This is a genomic window from Devosia equisanguinis, from assembly GCF_900631955.1.
GTDB lineage: Bacteria > Pseudomonadota > Alphaproteobacteria > Rhizobiales > Devosiaceae > Devosia > Devosia equisanguinis.
The window spans coordinates 1-19,567 of the sequence record NZ_UZWD01000024.1 but is presented as its reverse complement, the minus strand read 5'-3'; the positions used below and the strand labels follow the sequence as shown (position 1 = coordinate 19,567).

Below are 19,567 nucleotides of genomic sequence, written 5' to 3'. Positions count from 1 at the left end.
AAAACGCCCGGCCCGTCAGCCGCAGCGCAAGCGCAGGCGGGCCAAATCCGGCACTGTCACATGACGGTAGTTGAGGATCTCGATGACATTATCGGCTTTGAGCTTGCTGATCTGCCGGCTGACGGTCTCGATGGTGAGGCCGAGGAAATCGGCAATGTCGGCACGGCTGAGCGGCAGATCGAAGCTGGTCTCGGGCTGCTCGACAGTCGGATCGATATGGGTGGCGATGAGGTAAAGGAAGCTCGCCACCTTTTCCGAAGCGCTCTTGCGCCCCAGCGTCACCATCCAGTCACGGGCTTCATCGAGTTCACGCAGCGCCTGCATCATCACCCGATGCTCGAGCGGCGCGCTTTCTTTCATGATCGATTCGAGCGCCGGCTTGGGTATGACACAGAGATCGACCTCCGAGGCCGCCTCCGCACTCACACGACTTTCCGCAGCGAAGGGACGCCCGAGAAGATCGGGCGCAAATTGCAGGCCGACCACCTGCTGACGACCGTCTTCAAGCACCTTGGTGAGCTTGATGACGCCGCGCAGCACATTGGCAAAGCTGGCGATGGGCATGGCATCGGCCATCAGCTCGTCACCTGCATCCTTGCGTACGCGCCGCGTCGTCTTGGACAGCGCCAGCAATTGCTGGGCGTTCAACGCGCCGCAGATGCCCTGGTGGCGCGCCTCGCAACTCTGGCACAACACCGGGACTTCAGAATTGTGAATATCCTTGCGAACCGTCTGCATGGGGAAGCTCCTGATAGCGCAAGAAATAGGTCAGACTCATTCGCACTATAAGCAGATTGATTGTCACAGCGCCAACCTGCCGCAGTCGAATTCACGGCAAATGCTGTTTTCGAGGCAAGTCAAGACATTGGCATGCCACCAGATGCCTCCCCGCGAAAAGTCAAAACACAGCCATTGACCTTCCCATCGTTGGAAGGTCTATATGCTGGTGGACGAGGTAAAAAGCCATGAACCAGCACGTCCCCAATCCTGCCGCCGCCGCCACATTTGACATCGAAGGCATGACTTGCGCGTCCTGCGTTTCGCGGGTGGAAAAAGCGCTGCTCAAGGTGGATGGCGTCACCTCCGCATCGGTCAATTTGGCGACCGAACGCGCTACGGTTTCCGGCGGCAATGCAGATGCCCTGCTCAAGGCAGTGGAAAAGGTGGGCTATAAGGCCAGCCTGCGCCCGGTCGCAACGCCCCGCCGCGACCATGCCCATCACCACGACGAGGACGCCGCGATACTCAAGCGCGACGTTATGCTCGCCGCGCTGCTGACGCTGCCGCTTTTCGTGCTCGAAATGGGAGGCCATCTCTATGTGCCGTTCCATCATTGGCTGATGGGCGCGGTGCCAATGCAATGGCTCTATATCGCCTATTTCGTGTTGTCCACGATCGTGCTTTTCGTGCCGGGACGCCGGTTTTTTGCTCTGGGCATTCCTGCTTTGCTGCGCGGCGCGCCGGAGATGAACTCCTTGGTTGCGTTGGGCGCCGGGGCGGCCTGGCTCTATTCCAGCGTCGTCACCTTCGCCCCGCATCTGGTTCCCGCCGAGACGCGCTACGTGTATTTCGAAGCCGCTGCCGTCATCGTGACGCTGATCCTGGTGGGGCGGTGGCTTGAGGCTCTGGCCAAGGGGCGGACCGGGCAGGCCATCCGCCAATTGGTGCAGCAGCAGGCGAAAACGGCGCGCGTCGAGCGCGCGGGGATCACTGTGGAGCTGCCGGTCGAGGATGTGCGGGTCGGCGACATTATTTTGGTGCGGCCGGGCGAGAAAGTGGCGGTGGACGGCGAAATTGTCGAGGGCGCCAGCCATATCGATGAGTCGATGATCTCAGGCGAGCCGCTGCCTGTCTCCAAGACAGTTGGCGCAGTGGTGGTCGGCGGCACGCTCAATACCTCCGGCAGCTTCCGGTTCCGCGCCACCAAGGTGGGTGGCGACACCATGCTGGCGCAGATCATCCGCATGGTGGAGGACGCCCAGGGCGGCAAACTGCCCATACAGGCTGTTGTCGACAGGATCACCGCATGGTTCGTACCCATCGTCATCGGCCTTGCGGTACTGACTTTCCTGGTCTGGTTCTTCGTCGGGCCCGAGCCGCGTCTCAGCTACAGTCTGGTCAATGCCGTCGCCGTCATGATCATAGCCTGCCCCTGCGCCATGGGCTTGGCGACGCCGATGTCGATCATGGTCGGCACCGGCCGCGCCGCCCAGTTGGGCGTGCTGTTCCGCAAGGCCGAGGCGCTGCAGCAATTGCGTGATGCCCAAGTCGTGGCGTTCGACAAGACCGGCACCCTGACCGAAGGCAAGCCGGTGCTGACCGATCTCATCCTCGATGACGATTTTAGCCATGACGAAGTCCTGGCACTCATCGCTGCGGTCGAAGCGCGCTCGGAGCATCCGATCGCCACTGCCATCGTCGCTGCCGCGGAAAGAGCCGGGCTGGTTTTGGGCACGGTCACGGACTTTTCCTCCAATCCCGGCACCGGCGTTACCGCGCGGGTCGATGGGCGGCTGGTCGCCGTCGGCGCACAACGACACATGCAGCACCTCGACTTCACCGATTTCGCCAAGGACATCGAACGGCTTGCCGACGAGGGCAAAACGCCTGTTTTTGTCGCCATCGACGACAAGCTCGCCGCTGCCGTCGTGGTCGCCGACACTATCAAGCCCTCGAGCAAGGCCGTGATTGCGGCACTGCATGCAATGGGTCTGCGCACGGCCATGATCTCGGGGGACAACAGTCGCACCGCCCGGGCAATCGCAGCCCAGTTGGGCATTGACGAGGTGCAGGCCGAGGTATTGCCGGCCGACAAGGTGCGCGCCATCAAGGCCTTGCGTGCTGACAATCGATTGGTGGCCTATGTCGGCGACGGCATCAACGATGCACCGGCCCTGGCCGAGGCCGATGTCGGCATCGCCGTCGGCAACGGCACCGATGCGGCGATCGAAAGCGCCGACGTGGTGCTATTGGGTGGCGATCTGCGGAGGGTTCTTGACGCGCTGGCCGTCAGTCGGGCCACATTGCGCAACATCTGGGAAAACCTGTTCTGGGCTTTTGGCTACAATGCCCTGCTCATCCCCATCGCGGCCGGCATACTCTATCCCGCCTTCGGCATTCTGTTGTCGCCGATGATCGGCGCTGGCGCGATGGCCATGTCGTCGGTCTTTGTGGTGGGCAATGCGCAACGTCTGCGCAGCGTGAAAGGCGTGGGGCGATGAACATTGGTGAAGCCGCCGAGCAGTCGGGCGTTTCGGCCAAGATGATCCGCTATTACGAGCAGATCGGCCTCGTCAGCGCCCCCCGCCGCACCGACAGCAATTATCGCGTCTATGGCGATGACGAAGTGCACGTACTGCGTTTCATCAAGCGCGCCCGCACTCTGGGCTTTTCGGTTGAGGAAACCGGCACGCTACTGGCACTGTGGCGCGACAAGACGCGGGCCAGCGCCGAGGTCCGCGACATTGCCTCCACCCATATCGAGGCGCTGGAGACCAAGATTGCCGAGCTGCAGGGCATGGTGAAGACCCTCAGCCATCTGGTGCATTGCTGCCATGGCGACAACCGCCCCGACTGCCCCATTCTCGACGATCTCGCTGGCGCTCCGGCCAGGAAAGGACATTGAAATGACCGAGAAAACCACACTTGTGATCAACGACATGACCTGCAACCACTGCGTAGGCACGGTGCGAAAGGCCATCGAGGACGCCCTGCCGGGCGCCCAGGTCGACGTCGATCTCGCGACGCATCGGGTCAGCTTCACGGGCGACAGGTCCAAGGCCGAAGACGCCATACGCGAAGCCGGCTATACTCCGGAAGCCGCCTGATGGCAGCCCAGCACTGACCAGGTCGGAAGGCCCGGTCAGTAGCCGTTGCGCGACAGCCATTGCTTCATCCAGGCGATTTCGCCTTCCTGCGCCGCAATCACAGCTTCGGCCAGGTTACGCACCTCCGGGTCGGTGCCGTGTTCGAGCACGATCTTGGCCATGGCGACCGCACCTTCGTGGTGGGGAATCATGCCCCGGATGAAGTCGGCATCGGCATTGCCGGTGTAGTCGATGTCCATGGCCGCATGCATACGCATATTTGCGTCCTTGTAGGCCATGGTCGCCGCACTGTCGGCACCAGAGGCGGCGCCGTGCCCAGAGTGGTCTTGCGCTGAGGCGCCCAGAGTGAAGGCCACAAGAATAGCGGCGACAGAGACGGTTTTCATGACGACGTTCATGGGATACTCCCTTGCTGGAGATTTGCTTTTGCCGCCTTCCCAGATGGCAAGGTCAAGACGGCAAAGGCGACCCGGGCGGGTCAAATTGCTGCGGCGATGGAACCGTGGCCGCGGCGGCAGAAGCGGAAGAGGCGCGTGAAAACTGTTCTCGTCATCGGCATCGGCACCGGCAGCCCCGAACACCTGACGCTTGCCGCCATCGCCGCGCTCAACCGCGCCGAAATTCTGTTTATCCCCGACAAAGGCGCAGCCAAGGCGGACCTTGCCGGACTGCGCCGGACAATCATCGAGCGCTTCGTCACGCGGCCCGACAGTCGCCAGGCCGGCTATGCTGTGCCCCGGCGCAATGCCGACCAGCCAGATTACGGCCAGGGCGTGGACGACTGGCATGCGGCACTGGCCGACATTTATGAGGGGCTGGTCGCGCAAATTCCGGAAAACAGTACCGGCGGTTTCCTGGTCTGGGGCGACCCAGGGCTCTACGATTCGACACTTCGCATTCTCGAGCGGCTCAAAACGCCGCATCGCGTTGAGGTGGTGCCTGGGATCACAGCCATCCAGGCGTTGACAGCGGCGCATGGAATTCCGCTCAACCGCATTGGCGAACCGGTCGTGATCACCACCGGCCGCAGGCTTGGCACGGTGCATGAAGACACAGTGGTCATGCTCGACGGGCAGTTGGCCTTCCTGCAGGCCGATCCCGATCTGGAGATTTTCTGGGGCGCCTATCTCGGATCGCCTGACCAGATTCTGATAGCTGGGCGGCTGGGCGACGTCACCGAGGATATCGTCGCCACCCGCCAGACTGCCCGCGCCCGCCATGGGTGGATCATGGACACCTATCTGTTGCGCAAGCCGGCATAGCCGCACCGAGCAAAGACTGCTAAAGCTGGCCGGGAAAGATCGGGACAAGTGCACGTGAACGAGGCGATAACAGCGATTGTGGGGGCGAGCGCGCGCCGACGCGGCGCCTGCCCGACGCTGACGGCACCGATGCGAACCGGCGATGGCCTTTTGGCCCGCATCCGGGTTGCGCAACGCCGCCTCACGCCCCGGCAGTTGCGAGAGATTGCAGCGCTGGCGCTTAACCATGGCAATGGCCTGTTGGAGGTCTCGGCCCGCGGCAATCTTCAGGTGCGCGGACTAAGCGATGCCAGCGCGCGCCATTTCGCCGAAGCCGTTTCAGGGCTGGTTGCACTGGAGTCAGGCCTCGTCATTGACCTCTCTCCGCTTGCCGGCGCTGATCCCACCGAGCGCGCCGATCCCCGCCTGTTCGCCCAAGCGTTAGTCGAGGGGACGCGCACCATTGCTGCCCAACTGGGCCCCAAGGTTTCGGTGGTTGTCGACGGCGGCGGCCAGATATCTCTCGCGGCCCTCAAGGCCGACATTCGCCTGGTGGCCGAGGACCGCGATTGCTGGAGTGTCTCCATGGGCGGCGGATCGCCCCAAACTATGACTGCTTCCGGCGCCGTTGCTGCCAGCCTTGCACTGCTTTCTGCGCTTGCGGCGTTGGGCCCAGCAGCGCGCGCCACCGATCTCTTTCCGACCAGGGAGGAGGGTCGTCGAGACGAGGCTGAAGCTCTTATTGGCCCCTATGTCCTGCGCGACGGCGCGGGATATGGCATCGCCCTGCCCTTCGCCGCCATGCAGGGCGATACTGTGATCGCCTTGGCCGATGCTGCCATTTTGCACGAAACGCCATGCATCAGCCTGGCGCCCCGGCATGGGCTGCTGCTCGACGCAGCAAACAAAGCGCTTGTGATTGAGGCGGCGGCGCTCGGATTCATCACCCAGCCTGATGATCCGCGACTGCGGGTCAGCGCCTGTATCGGCAATCGCGGATGCGCCTCTGGCCTCATCGATGCACGGGCCATTGGCGCGGCGCTGGCGGAAAAAATGCCGATGGGCCAGCATTTGCATGTCTCTGGATGCAGCAAGGGCTGTGCACATCCGCAGCGCGCCGACATGACCATGGTCGGCGTGCCGCAGGGCATTGGTCTTGTCATCGGCGGCCGCGCAAGCGATACGCCTGATCGAATTGTGAACGAAAGCGGCATTGCATTCTCCCTGGAAGCACTGCTGGCTCGGGAAGACCAATGACGGAATACGACTACATAAAGGACGGCGACGCCATTTATCGCCGGTCTTTCGCGATCATTCGTGCCGAGGCTGACCTGTCTGCCTTTTCCGAAGACGAAGCAGAACTGGCCGTGCGCATGATCCATGCGGCCGGCATGGTGGAGGCGGCGCGGCACTTCGTTTTCGGCCCCGGTTTCGTGACCGCCGCGCGCGAAGCGCTGAGGGCTGGCGCCCCAGTATTCTGCGACGCGGAAATGGTGGCGCGCGGGATCACCGCGGCCCGCCTGCCCGCCGACAATGCCGTCATCTGCACGCTGCGCGACCCACAAACACCGGAACTGGCGGCCCGGCTGGGCACCACGCGCTCGGCGGCGGCGCTCGAACTGTGGCGCGACAGGCTCGCCGGGGCAGTTGTTGCCATCGGCAATGCGCCCACGGCCCTCTTTCACCTACTGGAAATGATGCGCGATGGCGCGCCCAAACCGGCGGCCATTATCGGCATGCCTGTCGGCTTCGTCGGAGCAGCGGAGTCAAAGGATGCGCTGGCCGAAAACAGCTATGGCGTCCCCTTCGCCATCGTGCGCGGCCGGCTTGGCGGCAGCGCCATGACCTCGGCTTGTCTCAATGCATTGGCGAGGCCAGGGCTGTGAGCGGGCATCTCTATGGCGTCGGCACTGGTCCCGGCGACCCGGAACTGCTGACCCTCAAGGCGGCGCGCATCATTGCCGGCGCCGACGTGGTTGCCTTCTTTGCCAAGCGGGGTAATTCCAGCAATGCGCGCGCCATCGTGGCTGAGCATATGCGGCCGGGCCAGATCGAGGAGGCGCTGGACTATCCGGTGACCACCGAGATTCATCGCCATCACACCGACTATCGGCAGCAAATCGGCGACTTTTACGCCGAGGCGGCCGCCCGCATCGCAGTCCATCTCGATGCCGGTCGCAGCGTCGCCGTGCTGAGTGAAGGCGATCCGCTCTTCTATGGCAGCTACATGCACCTGCATGTCCGCCTGGCACCGCATTATCCCACCGAGGTCATACCGGGGATCACCGCCATGTCCGGCTGCTGGTCCAGCGCCGGCCTGCCGCTGGTGCAGGGTGACGAGGTGCTGACGGTTTTGCCCGGCACGCTCGATGAAGCGGAGCTCGTGCGCCGACTTGAGGATAGCGATGGTGCGGTGATCATGAAGCTGGGCCGCAATCTGCCAAAGGTCCGCCGTGCACTTGCCGCCGCCAACCGGCTCGCTGACGCTGTCTATGTCGAGCGCGGCACCATGGCCAATGGCCAGTCTGTCCGTCTCGCAGACAAGCCCGATGATACGGCGCCTTATTTTTCGCTGCTGCTCGTCGCCGGCTGGAGCGAACGCCCATGACCGGCAAGCTCGTCGTCGTCGGCACCGGCCCGGGCAATCCCGGCCAGACTACGCCCGAAACGCTCGCGGCCATTGCGGCGGCCGAGATGTTCTTCGGCTACGGTCCCTATCTCGACCGGCTCGACCTGCGGCCCGATCAGAAGCGCATGGCCTCGGACAATCGCGAGGAGATTGACCGCGCCCGAGCCGCGCTCAATGCGGCCGCCGGCGGAGCCTCGGTCTGCGTCGTCTCCGGGGGCGACCCTGGTGTCTTCGCCATGGCAGCGGCGATCTGCGAGGCCGTGGAAACCGGTCCCGAGACGTGGCGGCGGCTCGACATTGCCGTGCTGCCCGGCGTAACTGCGATGCTGGCGGTTGCAGCCCGCGCAGGAGCGCCGCTGGGGCATGATTTCTGCGCGATTTCCCTCTCCGACAATCTCAAGCCCTGGGATGTCATTGAGCGGCGCCTGCGCGCGGTGGCCGATGCCGGGCTGGTGACGGCGCTCTACAACCCCGTATCCAAGGCGCGTCCCTGGCAATTGCCCACCGCCTTCAAAATCCTGCGCGAGATATTACCCGTGACGACCCCAGTGATCTTTGGCCGGGCCATCGGGCGGCCGGACGAGCGCTTCGCCGTGGTGCCTCTTGGCGAAGCCGAGCATCAGCATGCCGACATGGCGACCTGTGTCATCATCGGGTCGGCGGAGACCCGCGTTATTGAGCGTCCCGGGCGCGATCCGCTGGTTTATTCCCCACGTGGAGTGGGGGTGTGAGTGATGCCTGGCTCACAATAGTCGGCATTGGCGAGGATGGGCTCGAGGGCCTGTCTCCCGCCGCGCGCGCTGCCATCCAAGGCGCCGAGCTGGTCTTCGGCGGCAGCCGGCATCTCGAGCTGGCTGCCGAGGCGATCTTGGGGGAAAGACACGCGTGGCTTTCGCCATTTTCTCGATCCGTCGAGGCGATCCTTGCAGCCAAAGGTCGCACCGTCTGCGTTCTGGCCTCCGGCGATCCATTCCACTACGGCGTGGGCGCTACCCTGTCACGACAGGTCGATCCGGCGCAGATGCGTGTTCTCCCGCATCCTTCCAGTTTCAGCCTGGCGGCTGCACGGCTCGGCTGGCCGCTGCAGGACGTGGTCAGCCTCTCGCTCCATGGACGCGCAGAGGAACACATTCTGCCGTTTCTGCATCCGGCGGCACGCATCCTGGCGCTGACCTCTGACCAGAGCGGACCGGCAAGGCTGGCGGCGCTGCTCACCGGGGCGGGATTTGGACGCTCGATCATCACTGTGCTTGAAGCGATGGGCGGACTGCGCGAGCGTGTGCGCTCGCAAATGGCCGAGTTCTTCGCTCTCGACGATATCGACCCGCTCAATATCTGCGCAGTCACAGTGGTTCCACTGCCCGGCGCGCGTATCCTGCCGCTGACGCCAGGAATTGACGACGACCTGTTCGAGCATGACGGGCAGATCACCAAGCGGGATATCCGCGCCCTGACTCTGGCGGCACTGGCGCCGCGGCGGCACGAAGTGTTGTGGGATATTGGCGCCGGTTCCGGCTCAGTCAGTGTCGAGTGGATGCTGTCCGATCCGAGCCTGCGCAGTATTGCCATCGAAGCGCGGACGGATCGGGCAGCCCAGATTACCCGCAATGCCAAGGCGTTCGGTGTACCTGAACTGCAAGTGGTCCAGGGATTTGCGCCAGCGGTGCTCGACGGCCTGCCACCACCCCATGCCATTTTCGTGGGGGGCGGTGGCTCCAAGGACGGTGTTTTTGCTGCCGCGCAGGCCGCGCTCCGCCCGGGTGGCCGGCTGGTCGCCAATGCGGTGACGCTCGAGATGGAACAGATGCTCCTTGCCTTTCACGCCGAGCATGGGGGCGAACTCACCCGCATCGCCGTGGCGCGCGCCGCTGAGGTGGGCAGCATGACGGGCTGGCGGCCGGCAATGCCGGTGACGCAACTGCGCTGGACCAAGCCATGACCATTCATTTCATCGGCGCCGGCCCCGGCGCTGCCGATCTCATCACCGTGCGTGGACGCGACCTGCTTGCCCGCTGCGACATTTGCCTTTACGCCGGCTCCATCGTGCCGCGTGCCATGCTGGATTGGTGTCCTCCCGGTGCGCGCCTCGTCGACACCGCGCCAATGTCGCTCGACGAAATCGAGACCGAATATGTCCGGGCCAGCGCCGAAGGCAAAGACGTGGCGCGGCTGCATTCCGGCGACCTTTCGGTCTGGAGCGCAGTGGCGGAACAAATCCGGCGCCTCAACCGACTTGGGATCGACTATACCCTGACCCCCGGCGTGCCGGCTTTCGCCGCGGCAGCAGCCGCGCTCGGGCAGGAAATGACCATACCTGGTCTAGCGCAGAGCCTGGTTCTGACCCGCCTCTCCGGGCGCGCCTCGCCAATGCCCGAAGGCGAAACACTGGCGGGGTTCGGCGCCACCGGGGCGACGCTGGCCATTCATCTGGCAATCCATGCACTCGACAGGGTCGTGGCGGAACTGACCCCGCTCTATGGCGCCGACTGTCCCGTCGCCATCGTGGCCCATGCCAGTTGGCCAGAGCAGATGATCCTGCGCGGTACGCTGGGCGACATCGCCGAGCGCTTCGCCGAAAACCCGGTTGAGCGCACGGCAATCATCTTCGTCGGCAAGAGCCTGGACGTCAGCGATTTCCGCGAAAGCGCCCTCTATGACCCCGACTACCAGCGCCGGTTCCGAGACCGGCGCTAAGGCGCTTCCCAACGCAATTGTCAGGCCCGCAGGGGCAGCTCCAGCATATCGGCCCAATCGATACGTCCGGGGCGCCCCAGCAGGAAACCCTGAGCCTCGTTACAGCCCTCATCGCGCAGCACATCGAGCTGGGCGCGGGTCTCCACGCCCTCGGCCAGCACCGGCACGCGCAGACTACGGCCAAGCGCGAGAATAGCGCGTACGATGGCCTTGGATTGCTCGTTGGTTTCCACCTCGCTCATGAATGAGCGGTCCAGCTTGATCTTGTCGAACGGGAAGCTGCGCAGCGTCTCGAGCGACGAATAGCCGGTACCAAAGTCGTCAATGGCGATCTGCACGCCCAGCGACCGAATCTGGCTCAATATGGCCAAGGCGCGCTTCTTGTCGGCAATGATGGCCGTCTCGGTCACCTCAAGTTCCAAACGCCCCGGCGCCAGGCCGGATTGCATGAGCACCATCTTGACCATGTCAACGAGCTCGAACTGCGCCAGTTGCAGCCCGGAGACATTGACGGCGATCTTGTAGGGCTCGGGCCAGGTTGCCGCGTCCTCGCATGCCGTCTTCAGCACCCAAGCCCCGATGGCATAGATGGCGCCGCATTCCTCTGCCACCGGAATGAACTCCGCCGGAGACACCGGGCCGAAACCCGGCCGATCCCAGCGCAACAACACTTCGTACCCTGTAATGTGTCCGCTGGAGATCGACTTTTGCACCTGATAGGCTAGCGTGAAGGCGTTTTCCTCCACCGCCGTCCACAGATCGCGGGCCATGGCACGGCGCTGGCGCGCCTGCTCGTCCATTTCCCGCTCATAGTAGCAGATGCGCTGATCGAACTCCGCCTTGGCACGATACATGGCGAGATCGGCATTGTTGAGCAGCTTGGACCGATCGGTGCCGTCCTGCGGGTAAATGGCAACACCAATACTGCCAGAGGTCACCATCGCGACGTCGTCATGGACGACTTTTGCAAAGATCGCCTTTTCCAGCCGGTGCAGGAATTCGCGCAGGCCTTCCATCTTGGTGAAGCTCTTGAGGGCAGCAAATTCGTCGCCGCCGAGGCGCGCAATGACCTCGCCGGGCGCAAGATTGGCCGTCAGCCGCTCCGCCAGTGTGCGCAAGACGGCATCGCCCATGGAATGTCCATAGGAATCGTTGATCTCCTTGAAACGATCGAGGTCGATCGCGATCACCGCCAGTTTCTTGTCGCCCCGATGGGACTCCGACAATTGCTCTTCAAATATCTGATCGAAGCGCATGCGGTTGGGCAGACCGGTCAAGGCGTCGTGCTGCGCCAGGTGGGCGATTGCGGCCTCGCTGCGGACGCGCTCGGAGATGTCCTCGATTGTGGTCACCCAAGACCCGTCGCCCACGAGCGAGTGGCGAACCCGGATAGAGCGAGAGCCGTTGACGGTTTCCACCGATTCGCCGCCGCCATGCTTGACCATGTCCAGATGTTGCTTTGCCAGTTGGCAACCTCTGCTCTCGATATCGTCCTGATCCTTGCCATCGCGCAAAAGCATGCGGCAGATGGCGTCAAGATGCATGCCCTTAAGCTCGATATGGGACGGCAGATCCAGCATCTGCATGACACGCTCATTATGCAATTGCACGCGCGCGTCGCTGCCGAAAAGCACCAAGCCCTGCCCCATATGGGCGAGCGCCAGCGTGAGCTTATTGGAGACTTCCGCCAAGCGTTCCGCATCTTCCAGCTGGCGCCGCTGCTCCCGCATCGTCCGCCGTCGGTCAGCCTCATCGAGCAGCAAACCGCCAAAAGCTGCGGTCAAGATGATCAGCGATATCAGCGCCACCGCGATGGACATCAGCGTGCTGTCAATCTGGTGCTCAACATTCATGAACGGGAAGCAGAGCGAAAAATCGGCCGCGCCCATGGCGGTGAAGTGCATGGAGCAGATCGCCAGCGTCAACAGCGCCGCTCCGCCGATGACACGATTACGCCCACCGCCCATGGCGCTGGCCAGCGCTGCAGCAGAGAAGGCGATGCCGGCCAGGATGGAAAGGCCGATCAGACCGTTGCTCCACTGCATGGAGCCGCCGAGCAACAGCGCAGCGATGCCGACATAGTGCATGGCCGAAATGCCGACACCGACGACGGCACCGCCGAGAAGATGATCCCTGCGACCATCGCCATGGATAGCAAGTGCCAGACCGCCACCGCAGATGATCACGGCGATCAGCAGCGAGACTGCGGTGAGACCCAGGTCATAGCTGAGCTCGAAGCCGGGCCGGAAGGCCAGCATGGCGATGAAATGAGTGGCCCAGATACCGAACCCCACGACCAGGGCCGAGACCGCACACCACAGCATGCGCAGCTGTCCGGCGACACGCGCAGCATGGCGCGCAAGCGTCACACAGGCATAGGCGGAGATCAGGCAGATCACAGCGGCCAGCACCACAAAGCGCAAGTCATGGCCGCGGAAGAAAAATTCCATTACTGGGTACACGTTCGCAATCCGCCATCCGTAATTGCCCCAACATACTTCGAGCGGCTTACGGATCGGTTACGCCGCGGTCGAAAACACGTCGCTTTCCTGTCACATGGCGTCGCTATCCCTGCCCATAAATGACTTATGCTTACCGAAATTCATCGATACCAAGCAGCGCGACTGCAGGCGTCTTTGTGCCTGTGGTCGGACCAAGCGGGGTGGGCAAGGACAGCGTGCTTGCCTATGCGGCCACTGAACTGCGCAATGAAGCCGATATGGTCTTTGTGCGCAGAACCGTGACGCGCCCGACAACGGCGGGCGGCGAAGACTTTATCGGTGTGACCGAAAAAGAGTTCACGCGGCTGGTGGAGAACAACGCGTTCTGCCTGCATTGGCCGGCACATGGCCTGCATTATGGCATACCGATGTCGGCGTCGGCTGCGGTGGATGCCGGCAAGGTGGTCGTTGCCAATCTTTCGCGCGGCATGATCGCGGCGGCGCGCGAACGCTTTCCGCGGACCTTGCCTATCGCCATTACAGCGCCGCGGGCCATTGTCGAGCAACGCCTGCGCTCGCGCGGCCGGGAAGATGACGCCAGCATTGCGCTGCGGCTGGCCCGTCTCGACGCCTGGCAAGCCGAGGAAAACGATCTGGTCAAGATCGACAATTCCGGATCTCTCGAAATGGCGGGGATGGCCTTGGTGACCACATTGCGTGGCCTCGCGGCACGCTAGACTTTGCTGTCATCGGATCGTCACCCATCCGACACGCCCGTTTCATACCCAGCCCCTAGGCAGGCATCCGGCTTGAACAGCAGGGACCTGCCCGATGCTCCGGATCTCAAAGGTAACCAGACGCTTCGGCGACAAGACCGCCGTCGACAATGTGAACCTGGAGATCGCCGACGGACAAATGGTGGGCATTATCGGTCGCTCGGGGGCCGGCAAATCCACCCTTCTGAGGATGATCAACCGGCTCAACGACGTGTCTTCGGGCATCATCGATTTCGATGGCCTGGAGGTATCCAGCCTGCGTGGCCAGGCACTGCGCAATTGGCAGCGCGACTGCGCCATGATTTTTCAGCAGTTCAACCTGGTGCCGCGCCTCGACGTGATCACCAATGTCATGCTCGGCCGCCTCAATGGCCGCAATCCCCTGCTCAACCTGCTGCAGATCTTTTCGGCAGACGAGCAATATGAGGCCCTCAAGGCCTTGGAGCGGCTCGATATCGCCCAGACTGCCACGCAGTGGGCGCAGACACTGTCCGGCGGCCAGCAGCAGCGTGTCGCCATCGCCAGGGCGCTGATGCAGAAGCCCAAGCTAATCCTGGCCGACGAGCCTATTGCCAGCCTCGATCCGCGCAACGCCCAGATCGTCATGGACAGCCTGCGCGACATCAATGCCGAAGGCATAACCGTCATCACCAATCTGCACACGCTCGATACCGCTCGCGCCTATTGCCAGCGCATCATCGGCATGAGCGCCGGTCGCGTGGTGTTCGACGGCAGCCCCGATGAACTCACCACCGATGTGGCGCGCGCCATCTACGGCGCCGATGGCCTCAAGGAGGCGTTCTCGGAAGCGATGACGTCGACATCGCTGGCGCCGCTCAGCGCCCCTCGCCTGCCCCGCACGCCAACCAATGCGCAGCAGGCCCCCTGATTTAACCCCGTTCCGCAGCCGGCAAGCCGGTTGCCGATCTCTCACGCGTCACCAAAGGAGACTTCCCGTGATCCGCAAACTGCTCCTGGCCACTGTGGCCCTTACCCTGTCCACCGCCGCCTTTGCCCAAGACGTGTCGGTCCTGCGCATTGGTCTGGATGGCTCAGAAAACGAAGCCGACCAGATCCGCAACACCCAGTGCGTCGCCGATGGCCTGAAGGCCGCGACCGGCGTTGCCGAAGTGCAGATCTTCCCCTCGCCGGACTATAACGGCGTTATCCAGGGCCTGCTCGGCGGCACCATCGACATCGCCTCCATGGGCGCATCGTCCTATGCCTCGATCTATCTGAAGGACCCCGAGGCCGTCGACCCGATCCTCACCTATACCGGTTCCGACGGTTCGAGCGGCTATTACACGCTCATGGTGGCCCGCGCCGATAGCGGCATCAAGACGCTTGCTGATCTCAAGGGCAAGAAGCTTGGCTTCGCCGATCCCGACTCCACCTCTGGCTACCTCATTCCCAACGTCGCCCTGCCGGCAGAACTCGGCATGCCGATCGACCAGTACTTCGCTGAAACCGGCTTCGGCGGCGGCCACGAGAACCTGGTTCTCGCGGTTCTCGACGGCCAGTTCGATGCCGGCACCACTTTCGGTTCCGGTGTTGGCGAATGGGCCGAGGGTTATTCCGGTGGCAATCTCCACCAGATGGTCGCCAAGGGCAATCTGGATATGGACGATATCGTGGAAGTGTGGCGCTCGCCGCTGATCCCGAACGGCCCGCTAATGGTCTCCAACAAGCTGCCGGCCGAGCTCAAGACCAAGGTCGAAGACTATTTCAAGCAGCTGCCCAAGACCGACCTGGCCTGCTTCCAGGCATATACCCAGGGCGCCAATACCGACTACATCGAAGTCGATCCGAGCTTCTACCAGACCATCATCGATGCCCGTAAGTCGGTGATCGGCGGCTAAGTCCAATTCTGCGGTGGCGGTGCTCGATCACCGCCACCATTCTTTTCCGGTGGCATCCATCCGTTGGAGACGCACTGCCCATGGCCGACATCTCCCAAAATCTGCCCGGGCTGTCACCCGCTGGTGAAACCGTGCTGCGCCACTATCGCGCACAGGTGTTCAACCGCCGCATCTACAGCCTAGTCATCGTCGTTGGGCTGATTGCCGCACTTGCCGCCGCCATGGCTTTCGCGAATGCACAGAACTCGGGCAAATTCATCGAGCGTCTGCCCTATATGTTCGACTTCATCAAGACTTTCTTGCCGCGCGATCCGCTCGAAATTGTGCGCGCCATGTTCGATCTGCCATCGCCCTATCTCGATGGCTCACAGAAATATGACTACACCGCCAACCGCGTCTATCTGACCGATACGCTCTATATTCCCTATTTCATTTATCAGCTGGTGGTGACGGTCAATATCGCCATCGTCGCGACCATTATCGGCGGCGCGATTGCTTTCCTGCTTTGCTTCTTTGCTGCCACCAATCTGGTTGGCGCGCGTGCCGTGCGCTGGAGTGTGCGCCGCATCATGGAAGTGATGCGCGCCTTTCCCGAAATCGTCATCGCGGGGTTGCTCACCGCCATACTGTCCATCGGACCGATCGCCGCCATCGTTGCCATCGCCCTGCACACGATCGGCGCGCTCGGAAAGCTGTTCTTCGAGGTGGTCGAGAATGTCGACATGAAGCCCGATGAAGGCCTCAAATCGGTCGGCGCAACCTGGCTCGAACGCGTGCGCTACGCCATCGTCCCACAGGTGATGCCCAATTTCGTCAGCTACACGCTGCTGCGGCTCGAAATCAATGTGCGCGCCTCCACCATCATCGGCGCCGTGGGCGGTGGCGGTATTGGCGAAGTGTTCCGGCTTTCCATCGGGCGCGATTATGCCGCCCAAACCTATGCCATCATCATTCTTCTGCTGATCACCATCATTGCCATCGACCAATTCTCCGGATGGCTGCGCCGGCGACTTGTCGGCAATCAGGGATTCGAATTGGGAAGGGCCGCCGCATGAGCGCCATCAGCACTGCCGAGCGCAAGCGGCTAGAGACCAAGTTTCCCGAAGTGTTCAACAGGTCGGCCATCAGACGCTATGGGCTGTTGATCGGTATCGTTGCGGCACTGCTCTACCTGGCCTTCGCCTGGATGTTTTTCAATGTCGGCCCGGCACTCCAAAACGGCAAGTGGGATCGCGCCGCTATCTATCTGCAGGACTGGTATAGCTGGCGCGCCCAACCACGGCTGCGCTTCGGCGAGAACGGTGAGGTTACGGCGCAATGGTCTAGCCGCGGTCAATATCCCGCCAACGCAGAAATCGACTGGCTGACGCCACGCGCCGATGGCGGGATGACCGTTACCTTTGGAGCGACCGACCGCCTCGAAGTCACACCACAGGAAGTCGACGTCCTTCTCGAGGGCAAGGTCTGGCAGGTGGCGATCACCGCCGACGGCGCATTGGCGCCAGAAGGGGCGCCGGCCGCTATTGTGCAGGACCGGCAAAAGGTCACCGTGGACTTTGGCTTCGAGGGGCAGGCGGAGATCCGTAACAACCAAGTCTATGTGCAGCGACGCTTCCTGGGATGGGCCAATTTTCTTTACGACCCGCGCTCCCCGCTCTGGGGGCGTGACCTCATCTCCACCTTCGGCTTGATTTTCTCAGGCGAACAGCTGGTCACCGGCACACCCAATGTGCAACTCGTCTATGAGCAGTTCATGGGCAACCAGACCTGGCAACATGCAGATATCCTATCCAAGCTCATGCAGACGCTGGTCATGGCTTTCGTCGGCACGCTGCTCGCCACCGTCTTTGCCTTCCCACTGGCCTTCCTGGCCGCACGCAACATCACCGCCAGCCGCCCCGCCAACTGGCTGATGAAGCGCTTCTTCGACTTCCTGCGCTCGGTGGACATGCTTATCTGGGCGCTGTTTTTCACCCGCGGCTTCGGCCCCGGACCGATCCCTGGCATTGCCGCGATTTTCTTCACCGACAGCGGCGCCCTTGGCAAGGTCTATGCGGAAGCGCTGGAGAACGTCGATGACAAGCAACGTGAAGGCATGAAATCGGTGGGCGCAAGCCCAGCCGCGGTCAACCGCTATGGTGTCGTTCCCCAGGTGCTGCCCGTTTTCGTTTCGCAATCCCTCTACTTCTGGGAAAGCAACATCCGTTCTGCCACGGTCATCGGCGCGGTCGGCGCGGGCGGCATCGGGCTAAAACTGCTCGAGGCCATGGGCACCAATGCCGACTGGGACAAGGTGGCGTATATGGTATTGCTGATCCTGCTGGTGGTGTTCATCTTCGACAATCTCAGCACGGCAATCCGCTCTCGCCTCATTGGCAATAATCGCTAGCCGTCTGGAGTCGAAACCCTGTTTTCAACACGGTTGCCTTGCTTTAGTGCCTTGGCAACACAGGGATCGAAGACGCCATGACCAACAGCCTCAAATTCGGCACCAGCGGCCTGCGCGGCCTTGCCGTTGACCTCCAGGGCGCCGAAGCGCGTCGCTACACGACGGCTTTCATCACCTATCTGCAGGGTTTGGGCGAGGCCGTGCCAGCGCTATATCTGGCCGGCGACTACCGTCCCAGCACGCAAGGGATCATTGCCGACTGCGCTGCTGCTGCAGCAGAAATGGGTGTGCCGGCCATTTCCTGTGGTACCATCCCCACGCCTGCTCTGGCCCTGCACGCGATGAGCGCTGGCGCGCCCAGTATCATGGTGACGGGCAGCCACATTCCGGCGGATCGCAACGGTTTGAAATTCTACCGGAAATCGGGCGAAATCAGCAAAGCCGACGAGGCCGGGATCGTGGCGGCGCTGCGCGACGCGGCGCCGGCAGGCAATTACAGCGAACCCGTCGCGGATGAAGCGGAAGCCGCACGCACCCGCTATGTCGCGCGCTATCGCGGCGTGCTCGCAGTCGATGCGCTCAAGGGGCAACGCATTGGCGTCTATGAACATTCCACGGTTATCCGCGATATCCTCGCCGAGATCTTTTCGAGTTATGGTGCCGAGGTCGTGCGGTTGGGGCGGGTGGAGGGGTTTGTGGCGGTGGATACCGAGGCGTTCTCGGATGCGGTATTTGCCCCATTGGCGGGATGGATCGATGAAAATCAGCTCGATGCGATTATCTCGGCAGACGGCGATGCGGACCGGCCCCTACTCATGGATGGACAGAAGCGCTTCGTGCGCGGTGATGTTCTGGGACTGCTGGCGGCGCAATTTATCCACGCAGATCAAGTGGTTACGCCAGTCACATCCAACAATGCCATCGAGGCCACCGGCTTCTTCCATGCCGTTCGCCGGACGCGGGTGGGGTCACCTTTTGTGATTGCCGAGATGGAAAAGGCGTTGGCCGATGCAGGCAATGCAGTCATCGGCTTCGAAGCCAATGGCGGCACATTGCTTGGGAGCCAAGTCTCTGTCGGAAATGGCCTTTCCGCCCTGATGACCCGGGACGCCGTCCTGCCCCTGCTGGGGGCGTTCGGGATGGCGGCGCGGGAGGGGCGGTCGGTGGCCGAGGTGGTCGACGCACTGCCGCTGCGGGCGGCAGTGGCAGGGCGGTTAGAGGATGTGGCGCAGGAGAAAAGTGCGAGCCTGCTCAAGGACTTGCGGGATCGCGGCTGGGCGGAGAAATATTTCTATCCCCGTGTTATCGAGCGGTTCGCCGAAATCGACGGATTGCAATTCTGGCTTAATGATGGCGCGATGATCCACTATCGGCCATCGGGCAATGCGCCGGAATTGCGGTGCTATGTGGAAGCGGCGGACGAGAAGGCGGCCGAGGCAGCGCTGGACTGGGGGCTGACCGCCGCCAAAAAGGATTTGGCGGCAAGGGGTTAGCTAATTCACCGTGACCTGGGTGGTGAGCCAGCCGGGTTGGGTGGGGAGGGCCCAATCGGCTTCCTGGGTGTAGCGGCGGAGGAGTTCGAGGACGCGGTGGAGGTCGGCGCGGGAGAGCTTTATGGCGAGGCCGCCGCCACCGGGGGGACGGAAAATCAGCTGGAAATCCATGGGGTTGGTGGTGATGTTCACCGTTTCGACCAGCATGGGCGGGGTGG

20 protein-coding genes are annotated in these 19,567 nt (G+C 62.7%); 16 read left to right on the top strand and 4 right to left on the bottom strand.

Features of this window, described 5'->3' with window-relative positions; genetic code table 11:
• Positions 1 to 15: 15 nt before the first annotated feature.
• The gene (locus DEVEQU_RS09340) at positions 16 to 738 is read right to left on the bottom strand and encodes a Crp/Fnr family transcriptional regulator (RefSeq protein WP_126150301.1); all 723 of its coding nucleotides are present in this window, start codon (positions 736 to 738) and stop codon (positions 16 to 18) included.
• Between the two features lie 227 nt (positions 739 to 965).
• Here DEVEQU_RS09340 and DEVEQU_RS09335 point away from each other — a divergent pair, with 227 nt between their 5' ends.
• The 3 genes from DEVEQU_RS09335 to DEVEQU_RS09325 are packed head-to-tail and all read left to right on the top strand — an operon-like array spanning position 966 to position 3,827.
• Positions 966 to 3,221, top strand: coding sequence for a heavy metal translocating P-type ATPase (locus DEVEQU_RS09335; RefSeq protein WP_126150300.1), 2,256 nt, complete (start codon positions 966 to 968; stop codon positions 3,219 to 3,221).
• On the top strand, positions 3,218 to 3,625 hold the full coding sequence (cueR, locus tag DEVEQU_RS09330) for a Cu(I)-responsive transcriptional regulator (RefSeq protein WP_126150299.1): 408 nt from the start codon (positions 3,218 to 3,220) through the stop codon (positions 3,623 to 3,625). The genes DEVEQU_RS09335 and cueR overlap by 4 nt, the downstream gene beginning before the upstream one ends.
• 1 nt (position 3,626) lies before the next feature.
• Positions 3,627 to 3,827: a heavy-metal-associated domain-containing protein gene (locus DEVEQU_RS09325; RefSeq protein ID WP_126150298.1), complete on the top strand. Its 201-nt coding sequence runs from the start codon at positions 3,627 to 3,629 to the stop codon at positions 3,825 to 3,827.
• Positions 3,828 to 3,862: 35 nt separating this feature from the next.
• On the opposite strand, the gene copM is transcribed toward DEVEQU_RS09325, so the two are convergent.
• Positions 3,863 to 4,225, bottom strand: coding sequence for a CopM family metallochaperone (gene copM, locus DEVEQU_RS09320; RefSeq protein ID WP_206437819.1), 363 nt, complete (start codon positions 4,223 to 4,225; stop codon positions 3,863 to 3,865).
• 135 nt (positions 4,226 to 4,360) lie between these two features.
• Here copM and cobF point away from each other — a divergent pair, with 135 nt between their 5' ends.
• Genes cobF through cobM form a run of 7 tightly spaced genes read left to right on the top strand, consistent with a single transcriptional unit; the run spans position 4,361 to position 10,391 of the window.
• Entirely contained in the window at positions 4,361 to 5,089 is a 729-nt protein-coding gene (gene cobF, locus DEVEQU_RS09315) for a precorrin-6A synthase (deacetylating) (RefSeq protein WP_126150297.1), read from the top strand.
• A gap of 54 nt (positions 5,090 to 5,143) precedes the next feature.
• Positions 5,144 to 6,325, top strand: a complete 1,182-nt coding sequence (locus tag DEVEQU_RS09310; protein WP_126150296.1) for a precorrin-3B synthase — start codon at positions 5,144 to 5,146, stop codon at positions 6,323 to 6,325.
• Positions 6,322 to 6,954 (top strand): precorrin-8X methylmutase, encoded by a 633-nt coding sequence (locus DEVEQU_RS09305; RefSeq protein WP_126150295.1) that lies wholly within the window; start codon positions 6,322 to 6,324, stop codon positions 6,952 to 6,954. The genes DEVEQU_RS09310 and DEVEQU_RS09305 overlap by 4 nt, the downstream gene beginning before the upstream one ends.
• On the top strand, positions 6,951 to 7,676 hold the full coding sequence (locus tag DEVEQU_RS09300) for a precorrin-2 C(20)-methyltransferase (protein ID WP_223214161.1): 726 nt from the start codon (positions 6,951 to 6,953) through the stop codon (positions 7,674 to 7,676). Before DEVEQU_RS09305 ends, DEVEQU_RS09300 begins: the two co-directional genes overlap by 4 nt.
• Positions 7,673 to 8,428: a precorrin-3B C(17)-methyltransferase gene (locus tag DEVEQU_RS09295; RefSeq protein WP_126150294.1), complete on the top strand. Its 756-nt coding sequence runs from the start codon at positions 7,673 to 7,675 to the stop codon at positions 8,426 to 8,428. Before DEVEQU_RS09300 ends, DEVEQU_RS09295 begins: the two co-directional genes overlap by 4 nt.
• Positions 8,425 to 9,636, top strand: a complete 1,212-nt coding sequence (gene cbiE, locus DEVEQU_RS09290) for a precorrin-6y C5,15-methyltransferase (decarboxylating) subunit CbiE (protein ID WP_126150293.1) — start codon at positions 8,425 to 8,427, stop codon at positions 9,634 to 9,636. Before DEVEQU_RS09295 ends, cbiE begins: the two co-directional genes overlap by 4 nt.
• Positions 9,633 to 10,391, top strand: a complete 759-nt coding sequence (cobM, locus tag DEVEQU_RS09285) for a precorrin-4 C(11)-methyltransferase (protein ID WP_126150292.1) — start codon at positions 9,633 to 9,635, stop codon at positions 10,389 to 10,391. Before cbiE ends, cobM begins: the two co-directional genes overlap by 4 nt.
• A gap of 20 nt (positions 10,392 to 10,411) precedes the next feature.
• Here cobM and DEVEQU_RS09280 read toward each other — a convergent pair whose 3' ends face one another.
• Positions 10,412 to 12,841 (bottom strand): bifunctional diguanylate cyclase/phosphodiesterase, encoded by a 2,430-nt coding sequence (locus DEVEQU_RS09280; RefSeq protein WP_126150291.1) that lies wholly within the window; start codon positions 12,839 to 12,841, stop codon positions 10,412 to 10,414.
• 131 nt (positions 12,842 to 12,972) lie between these two features.
• On the opposite strand from DEVEQU_RS09280, the gene phnN reads away from it, so the two are divergent.
• The 6 genes from phnN to DEVEQU_RS09250 all read left to right on the top strand — a co-directional run bounded on the left by phnN (position 12,973) and on the right by DEVEQU_RS09250 (position 19,349).
• Positions 12,973 to 13,569, top strand: a complete 597-nt coding sequence (phnN, locus tag DEVEQU_RS09275) for a phosphonate metabolism protein/1,5-bisphosphokinase (PRPP-forming) PhnN (protein WP_126150290.1) — start codon at positions 12,973 to 12,975, stop codon at positions 13,567 to 13,569.
• Between the two features lie 94 nt (positions 13,570 to 13,663).
• Entirely contained in the window at positions 13,664 to 14,497 is an 834-nt protein-coding gene (gene phnC, locus DEVEQU_RS09270; protein ID WP_126150289.1) for a phosphonate ABC transporter ATP-binding protein, read from the top strand.
• A gap of 67 nt (positions 14,498 to 14,564) precedes the next feature.
• Positions 14,565 to 15,467, top strand: coding sequence for a phosphonate ABC transporter substrate-binding protein (gene phnD / locus DEVEQU_RS09265; protein ID WP_126150288.1), 903 nt, complete (start codon positions 14,565 to 14,567; stop codon positions 15,465 to 15,467).
• Positions 15,468 to 15,547: 80 nt separating this feature from the next.
• Positions 15,548 to 16,522 (top strand): phosphonate ABC transporter, permease protein PhnE, encoded by a 975-nt coding sequence (gene phnE / locus DEVEQU_RS09260; protein ID WP_126150287.1) that lies wholly within the window; start codon positions 15,548 to 15,550, stop codon positions 16,520 to 16,522.
• Positions 16,519 to 17,856 carry a phosphonate ABC transporter, permease protein PhnE gene (phnE, locus tag DEVEQU_RS09255; RefSeq protein WP_126150286.1) on the top strand — a complete coding sequence of 446 codons (1,338 nt, stop codon included), beginning with the start codon at positions 16,519 to 16,521 and terminating at the stop codon, positions 17,854 to 17,856. The genes phnE (DEVEQU_RS09260) and phnE (DEVEQU_RS09255) overlap by 4 nt, the downstream gene beginning before the upstream one ends.
• Before the next feature lie 77 nt (positions 17,857 to 17,933).
• Positions 17,934 to 19,349 (top strand): phosphohexomutase domain-containing protein, encoded by a 1,416-nt coding sequence (locus DEVEQU_RS09250; protein WP_126150285.1) that lies wholly within the window; start codon positions 17,934 to 17,936, stop codon positions 19,347 to 19,349.
• Here DEVEQU_RS09250 and DEVEQU_RS19885 read toward each other — a convergent pair.
• A partial coding sequence (locus DEVEQU_RS19885; RefSeq protein ID WP_164550332.1) for a hypothetical protein occupies positions 19,350 to 19,567 on the bottom strand: 218 nt, incomplete at its 5' end.

Excerpts from the sequence above, each read along its gene's own strand:
- DEVEQU_RS09295 (WP_126150294.1), top strand. The coding sequence starts at position 7,673 with ATGACCGGCAAGCTCGTCGTCGTCGGCACCGGCCCGGGCAATCCCGGC.
- cueR (WP_126150299.1), top strand. The coding sequence starts at position 3,218 with ATGAACATTGGTGAAGCCGCCGAGCAGTCGGGCGTTTCGGCCAAGATG.
- phnE (WP_126150287.1), top strand. The coding sequence starts at position 15,548 with ATGGCCGACATCTCCCAAAATCTGCCCGGGCTGTCACCCGCTGGTGAA.
- copM (WP_206437819.1), bottom strand. The coding sequence starts at position 4,225 with ATGAACGTCGTCATGAAAACCGTCTCTGTCGCCGCTATTCTTGTGGCC.
- DEVEQU_RS09335 (WP_126150300.1), top strand. The coding sequence starts at position 966 with ATGAACCAGCACGTCCCCAATCCTGCCGCCGCCGCCACATTTGACATC.
- DEVEQU_RS09280 (WP_126150291.1), bottom strand. The coding sequence starts at position 12,841 with ATGGAATTTTTCTTCCGCGGCCATGACTTGCGCTTTGTGGTGCTGGCC.
- DEVEQU_RS09250 (WP_126150285.1), top strand. The coding sequence starts at position 17,934 with ATGACCAACAGCCTCAAATTCGGCACCAGCGGCCTGCGCGGCCTTGCC.
- phnN (WP_126150290.1), top strand. The coding sequence starts at position 12,973 with ATGACTTATGCTTACCGAAATTCATCGATACCAAGCAGCGCGACTGCA.
- DEVEQU_RS09305 (WP_126150295.1), top strand. The coding sequence starts at position 6,322 with ATGACGGAATACGACTACATAAAGGACGGCGACGCCATTTATCGCCGG.
- phnE (WP_126150286.1), top strand. The coding sequence starts at position 16,519 with ATGAGCGCCATCAGCACTGCCGAGCGCAAGCGGCTAGAGACCAAGTTT.
- cobM (WP_126150292.1), top strand. The coding sequence starts at position 9,633 with ATGACCATTCATTTCATCGGCGCCGGCCCCGGCGCTGCCGATCTCATC.
- DEVEQU_RS09340 (WP_126150301.1), bottom strand. The coding sequence starts at position 738 with ATGCAGACGGTTCGCAAGGATATTCACAATTCTGAAGTCCCGGTGTTG.
- phnC (WP_126150289.1), top strand. The coding sequence starts at position 13,664 with ATGCTCCGGATCTCAAAGGTAACCAGACGCTTCGGCGACAAGACCGCC.
- DEVEQU_RS09325 (WP_126150298.1), top strand. The coding sequence starts at position 3,627 with ATGACCGAGAAAACCACACTTGTGATCAACGACATGACCTGCAACCAC.